This window comes from Anaerococcus lactolyticus S7-1-13, from assembly GCF_000758765.1.
Classification (GTDB): domain Bacteria; phylum Bacillota; class Clostridia; order Tissierellales; family Peptoniphilaceae; genus Anaerococcus; species Anaerococcus lactolyticus.
This window is the reverse complement of the sequence record NZ_JRMW01000009.1, coordinates 1-6,078: the sequence shown is the minus strand read 5'-3', so window position 1 is coordinate 6,078 and position 6,078 is coordinate 1. Positions and strand designations below refer to the sequence as shown.

Genomic DNA, 6,078 nt, shown 5'->3' with positions numbered 1-6,078 from the left:
GGAGTACGTCTTCGTTTGATTTTACCATCTACTTACTTTTTAAAATCCTAAGCCTCCTAAAAATTGCAATCTAGTCTGACTTGTACTTTTTATTAAAAAATTAGTTCACAGTATTTATAATGCTTTTATTCATAAAGAGCTGTCAGTGCAATTTTCTTTACGTAGTCTTAGGCTTTTAAAATACAAGGTCTTAAGTTCTTAAACTCTTCATTTGAGAATGCAAAACTCATCTAGCAATGTTTGGCGAAAGCCAAACGAGCCCAAGTCCTGTATGTACCTCGAGACCAATTCTCTAATCTACCTAGGACTAAATTCTAATCGAGAAGCCCGTAAAGAAAATCGCTTGTTTGAGCGTTAGCGAGTTTGCGATTTTTAGGGCTTTGATGATTAGAATGATAGTAAGGATATACGAAAAACTAATACAAGGTCATCCCCTCTAAAAAAGAGGTTTGCCGAAAGGCAAACTTCTGGTTCCGCACTCCGCTTAAGGAGCCGCTCGGGGGTGTAGCGGAAAGGGGGCCTGGGGGAACCCAGTGAGGGACCCTGCGGAAGGTCCCTTGGGGTTCCCCCAGATACGGAGAGGTCATGTAAATGACCAAAATTATATAAAAAAGAATAATTTATCTTGGATAAAAAAAGAGAGGGTTTAAGGGAACCCTCCCAAAAATTTATTTATCTTGGATTAAACCCTATGCTAATATGAATTTTATTGTAAAATTCCTGGCAAAAAGAGTATTATATTTTAAGAGAGGAATTATGAAAATTTTAATTACAAGTGACTGGTACTGGCCTGTTGTTAACGGTGTGGTGCGTTCAGTTATGAATTTAATAGAATATCTGGAGGATGAGGGCCACGATGTTAGGGTCCTTACCCTTTCTAATACAACAAAGTCGTATAAAGATGGCAAGGTTTATTATGTTGGGTCTCTTTCTGCGGAAAAAATTTATCCCCAAGCAAGGATTTCAAACCTCCTTGCCAAGAGCCACCTTAAAGAAATTAAGGCGTGGGGTCCTGATATAGTTCATTCTCAGTGTGAGTTTTCTACTTTTATGATGGCAAAGAGGATTTCGAGTGATTTGCGAATCCCTCTTGTTCATACCTACCACACTGTTTATGAGGATTACACCCATTATTTTATCCCATCAAAACAAGCTGGAAAGAAGATTGTATCTGTGGCAAGCAAGACCTTGGCTAGTCTTTGCGACAGGATAATTGTGCCAACAGCGAAGACTGAAAATCTTTTGATAGATTATGGTATAAATCCTTCTATGATTGATATTATCCCAACTGGTATCCACATACCAGAGCTTTATGACAAGGCTCTTTTGAGAAAGGCTTTGGGAATTGAAGAGGATGCAAAAGTATTATTATACTTAGGCAGGCTTGGGGAAGAGAAAAATATCCAAGAGATTATGGAATATTACGACAGGCTCAAGGATTCAGAAATCAAACTTTACATAGTGGGTGGAGGCCCATATCTTGACACCTTGAAGGAAGATGCGGCAAAGATAACCAAGGAAGTTATTTTTACGGGTATGGTTGAGGCGAATTCTGTAAACCGCTACTACCAAGCTGCAGATATTTTTGTAACTGCATCTACATCTGAGACCCAGGGTCTAACCTATTATGAGGCCCTTGCTAATGGCACTATTGCCCTTTGTAGGAACGATTCTGTCCTTGATGGGGTAATTAAAAATGGATTTAATGGTTTTAAGTACGAAAACTTTGAAGAATTTGAGAAGTTTATAGATAGGGTATTTTCAGATAGCGAATACAAAGAATTACTAGAAATAAATACTAGAGCCTATGCTAGAGAAAATTTTTCGGTGGACGGTTTTGGAACTAAGTGCCTAGCTTGCTATGATAAGGCGATTAAGGAATATAAACGTGAAAGTATTAATATATTCAAAAGACTATGAAACAGTCAAGGAATCTGGCGTGGGCAAGGCTATTGACCACCAAATCAAGGCCTTAAAGCTTGTAGGTTGCGACTTTACCCTAGATGAAAAGGACGATTTTGATCTCGTTCACATCAACACCATCCTTCCTGGCTCTGTTCATTTTGCGATTAAGGCAAAGAAGATGGGCAAAAAGGTTGTCTACCACGGTCACTCCACCATGGAGGACTTTAAAAACTCCTTTATTTTTTCAAATCAAATTGCACCGCTATTTAAGAAGTGGCTGGTTTATGCATATAGAAAAGGTGACTTGGTCTTAACGCCGACCGAATATTCAAAGAAAATCCTTGAAGGCTACCATATTGGCCGTCCTATAGAAGTGGTTTCAAATGGGATTGACCTTGACTTTTGGCAGAAAAAACCGAATGACAGGGAGAATTTCTACAAAAAATACGGTTTAAATCCGGAAAAAAAGTCAATTATTTCTGTGGGGCTTCCTATAAAAAGAAAAGGCATTGATGATTTTCTAAGACTTGCCAAGAGGATGCCTCAATATGAATTTGTTTGGTTTGGCAAGCTTGACAGAGCCTTGATGAGCCCAGAAATCAAAAAGGAAATGGAAGATGTACCTGCTAATTTCCACGCACCTGGCTATGTATCTAGCGAGGGGGTAAGAGAAGCTTATGCAGGTTCTGACCTCTACGCTTTTTTGACCCACGAAGAAACCGAAGGCATAGTCCTCCTTGAGGCCCTAGCGACTAAGGCAAAAATTTTAATTCGAGATATAGAAATTTTTGAAGATGGCTTTGTTGACGGGGAAAATATCTACAAGGGAAAAAGCCTTGACGATTTTGAAAGAAAAATCAAAGGAATATTGGAAGGGACTTTGCCAGACCTATCGGAAATCGCCTATGAAAAAGCGAAAGAAAAGTCAATCGAAAAAACCGGAGCAAGACTCCTTGACCTTTATGAAAGGACTTTGAAAAATGAGATCAATAATTAAAATGGTTGGAATTTTAATTCTATTTATCTTTCCAGCCTTATTTGTAAATTATTTTTTAATAAGTTTTGATATTTACGGGGAATCTGGCATGTTTATCTCTCAAATCGGAATAATCGGTATAAGTCTTGCTGCAATCCTTCTTTATCTTAGGGGCAAAAGGCTTTACGAAGCTAAAACCCTCATGCTAATTGATGGGGCAAAATCTATCGAAGATTTAGAAGAATTAAGGGATAAGAGGATTTCCTATGATTCAAAGGCTGCTGTCACCAAGGCAATCTTGCTGAAAAGTTTTAGCGAAGAAGAGGCAGCAAAGCTTAAGAAATACACAAATAAAGCAGCTGATATGGACCACTACTACTCAGGCCTTATAAAAAATGCTGACCCAAGCCTTCGCGAAGAATACAAGATAAGACGTGATAATTTTAACAAAAAATACAAGCATAAGAGTTTTGTATATATAGATTTTAAGGAAAACCTAAGGATGAGCCTTAAGTGGTTAAGTGGATTTTTTATAATTTTAATAGGGGCAGGCTTGGTTCAAAAATTTACCACAATCAAGGACCTATATGTACTTGCCTATATTTTTCAAATGGTATTTGGGTTGGGATTCATGATAAATACTGTAATTTGGTTATCAAGGACCCTAAGATCCTATTGGGATAAGGACTATATTTAGATTGGCAGTAGCCAATCTTTTTTTGTGAGAAAATTAAAACAAAAATCCATATATTAAAATATTTAAAATAAAAACTTAAAATATTGAATACCGACTTTACAAAAATAAAGGTGGGTAGTATAGTTCAATCAAAAGGGAGGTTCTTATGATAAATAAATGTCCAAACTGTGGTGATCAAATGATTATCACATCATATAGATGCAATTCTTGCTACACAGAAGTACATGGTGAGTTTGAAGTTGACTCATTTTCAAGACTAGATAAGGAAGATAAGGAATTTATTGAGCTATTTCTACAAAAAAGAGGTTCTATCAAGGATGTTGGAGAAGAAATTGGCATTTCCTACCCAACAGTAAGAAATAGGATTGATAAGATTGTAAGTAAACTAGGTGGTAAAATTGACAAAAAATCTCATAGGCTAGACATCTTAAACATGCTAGATAATGGTGAAATTACAACAGAAAAGGCGAAGGAATTACTAGAGGAGCTAAACAATGACTGAAGAAAAACAATTAATCCTAAATATGCTCAAAGAAGGCAAGATTACAGTCGAAGAAGCAAGTGACCTTCTTGCTGCAATTGGGGATAAAAAATCAAAGGAAACAGACTTTGCAGGTAAGATTACATCAACAGTTGACTCTATTATCAAAAAGGCAACCGAAGCTATTTCTGCAATCGACCTTGACCAAGCTTTTGATATCAATAATTTCAATCTTAAGGGGGAAATAAATACCCACAAAGATATCAGGGTTGATGATGAAATTGACGAGATAAATATTGACCTAATCAACGGCGAAATACTTTTAGAAAAGTCGACAGATAAGGGAATAGTAATTTCAGCTGACATCTTTGCCAAAAAAGGTAATCTTGAAGATTATATAGATGTTGAAATCAGGGATAATGTCTTAGATATAGAAGAAAACGAGACTTACAAGAATCTAGGAGCCAATGTCAAACTAAGGGTGCAAGTAGGCAAAGATTTCTATGAAAAATTAAATGTAAACACTGTAAATGCGAGAGTTGAAATAGCTGACACTGACTTTGGAAGTTTAAATATCGACTCGGTAAATGGTAAGATTATGGTGATTAATAGCAAGTCAGCCATCGATGTCAATAATGTAAATGGTAAAATTGACATCAAAAACATCGAGGGATCTCTAAATATCGACAATGTTTCAGGAGCTATTTACCTTGCTGGAATCAAAGGCGATAAGGTTGAAGTAGACAATATTTCTGGAAATATCAGGGTAGATGGGCTAGCAAGCGATAAAATTACCGCAGGTTCAAGGTCTGGCTCAATTAGGATATATAATATTAAGGACACAAAAGACATTGATCTAGAAACTGTAAGTGGCATAATTGTAGTAGACACAACAGACTACCAAGGAGAAATAAAAGCCTTTGTTGATAGTGCCACTGTAAACGTCACAGAAAAGTTCCAAAATAAAATTAAAACTGACGAAGGATACGACCTATCAACCTCAACAGACGAGGCAAAATTAACCATAAAAGCCAAAACAGGCAATGGCAAAGTATCCCTAAGATAGAAACACAAAGGTGGGCAAGAGCCCATCTTTTTTTATCCTTGGAAATGTGATATAATAAAGGATAGAAGTAAAAGGAGATTTTTATGAAAGAAAAAGAGAAAAATAAGAAAAAATCCTTCCAAAAAAGAGTTGTTTTTTATGTATTACAAATTATTCTAGCCTCAATATTTATCTACCAATCCCTAGAAAAAAATGTGGGCGGCTTTGTAAAAAAATTTAATCCCCTATTATTTGGGATAGGAATCCTAATGATAATTATGAATGTAGTATTTTTATACATGGAGTGGAAAACCCACAAAAGAACGTCTTTATAAAAGATGTTCTTTTTTTTAATCCGAGATTAAATGTATCATCTTTACTTGTTAATCCGAGATTGACTGTATCATATAGATGTTCTCAGTCATTAACATGACTGCTCCGTAATCGGGGGGGACGCTAAGGGACCTTCCGCCGCTCTCGGCCGCTGGGCAAGTCGTCCCTCACTGGGTTCCCCCAGTCCCTCTTTCCGCTACACCACCGAGCGGCTCCTTATGCGGAGGGCGGAAGCAGAAGCTTGCCTTTTCGGCAAGCTTTTTTTTGCGTAGGGAGGATGTCCTTGTATAAGATTACGTATCTCCCCACTGATATCTAATCGTCAGGTTGCTAAAAATCGCAAACTCGGCTAAAGCCTCAAACAAGCGATTTTCTTAACGCAAACCCTTGATTAGAAATCTTTGCCCGATAGATGAGAGAATTGGTTTTGATGTTCCAGTGTTTGCAGGGCTCGTTTGGCTGTGCCAAACATTGCTAGATTAGAGTTATGTTTTTTGATTTAAGTGTGACTAGACACCTAAACCATAATAGTTAAATAAAGGTGACCAGAGATTTCTCCACTCGCTACGCTCGGTCGAAACGGGGGTGGGTCGAGTATTTTAAAATCCTAAGACTCCGTAAAGAAAATTGCACTGACAGCT

Annotated in this window: 6 protein-coding genes; all 6 read left to right on the top strand. The window is 37.2% G+C overall.

Annotated features, from left to right (window positions below; translation table 11 throughout):
• The first annotated feature begins 756 nt into the window (after positions 1-756).
• The 6 genes from HMPREF1630_RS00370 (at position 757) to HMPREF1630_RS00345 (ending at position 5,439) form a co-directional block, all read left to right on the top strand.
• Positions 757-1,920, top strand: a complete 1,164-nt coding sequence (locus tag HMPREF1630_RS00370; RefSeq protein ID WP_037325970.1) for a glycosyltransferase — start codon at positions 757-759, stop codon at positions 1,918-1,920.
• Positions 1,889-2,902: a glycosyltransferase gene (locus HMPREF1630_RS00365; RefSeq protein ID WP_037325968.1), complete on the top strand. Its 1,014-nt coding sequence runs from the start codon at positions 1,889-1,891 to the stop codon at positions 2,900-2,902. Before HMPREF1630_RS00370 ends, HMPREF1630_RS00365 begins: the two co-directional genes overlap by 32 nt.
• Positions 2,886-3,578 carry a hypothetical protein gene (locus tag HMPREF1630_RS00360; RefSeq protein ID WP_037325966.1) on the top strand — a complete coding sequence of 231 codons (693 nt, stop codon included), beginning with the start codon at positions 2,886-2,888 and terminating at the stop codon, positions 3,576-3,578. The genes HMPREF1630_RS00365 and HMPREF1630_RS00360 overlap by 17 nt, the downstream gene beginning before the upstream one ends.
• Before the next feature lie 145 nt (positions 3,579-3,723).
• Positions 3,724-4,080, top strand: coding sequence for a DUF2089 domain-containing protein (locus HMPREF1630_RS00355; protein WP_004829246.1), 357 nt, complete (start codon positions 3,724-3,726; stop codon positions 4,078-4,080).
• Positions 4,073-5,125: a DUF4097 family beta strand repeat-containing protein gene (locus tag HMPREF1630_RS00350; RefSeq protein ID WP_037325964.1), complete on the top strand. Its 1,053-nt coding sequence runs from the start codon at positions 4,073-4,075 to the stop codon at positions 5,123-5,125. Before HMPREF1630_RS00355 ends, HMPREF1630_RS00350 begins: the two co-directional genes overlap by 8 nt.
• A gap of 83 nt (positions 5,126-5,208) precedes the next feature.
• Positions 5,209-5,439, top strand: coding sequence for a hypothetical protein (locus tag HMPREF1630_RS00345; protein ID WP_037325962.1), 231 nt, complete (start codon positions 5,209-5,211; stop codon positions 5,437-5,439).
• Positions 5,440-6,078 lie beyond the last annotated feature (639 nt).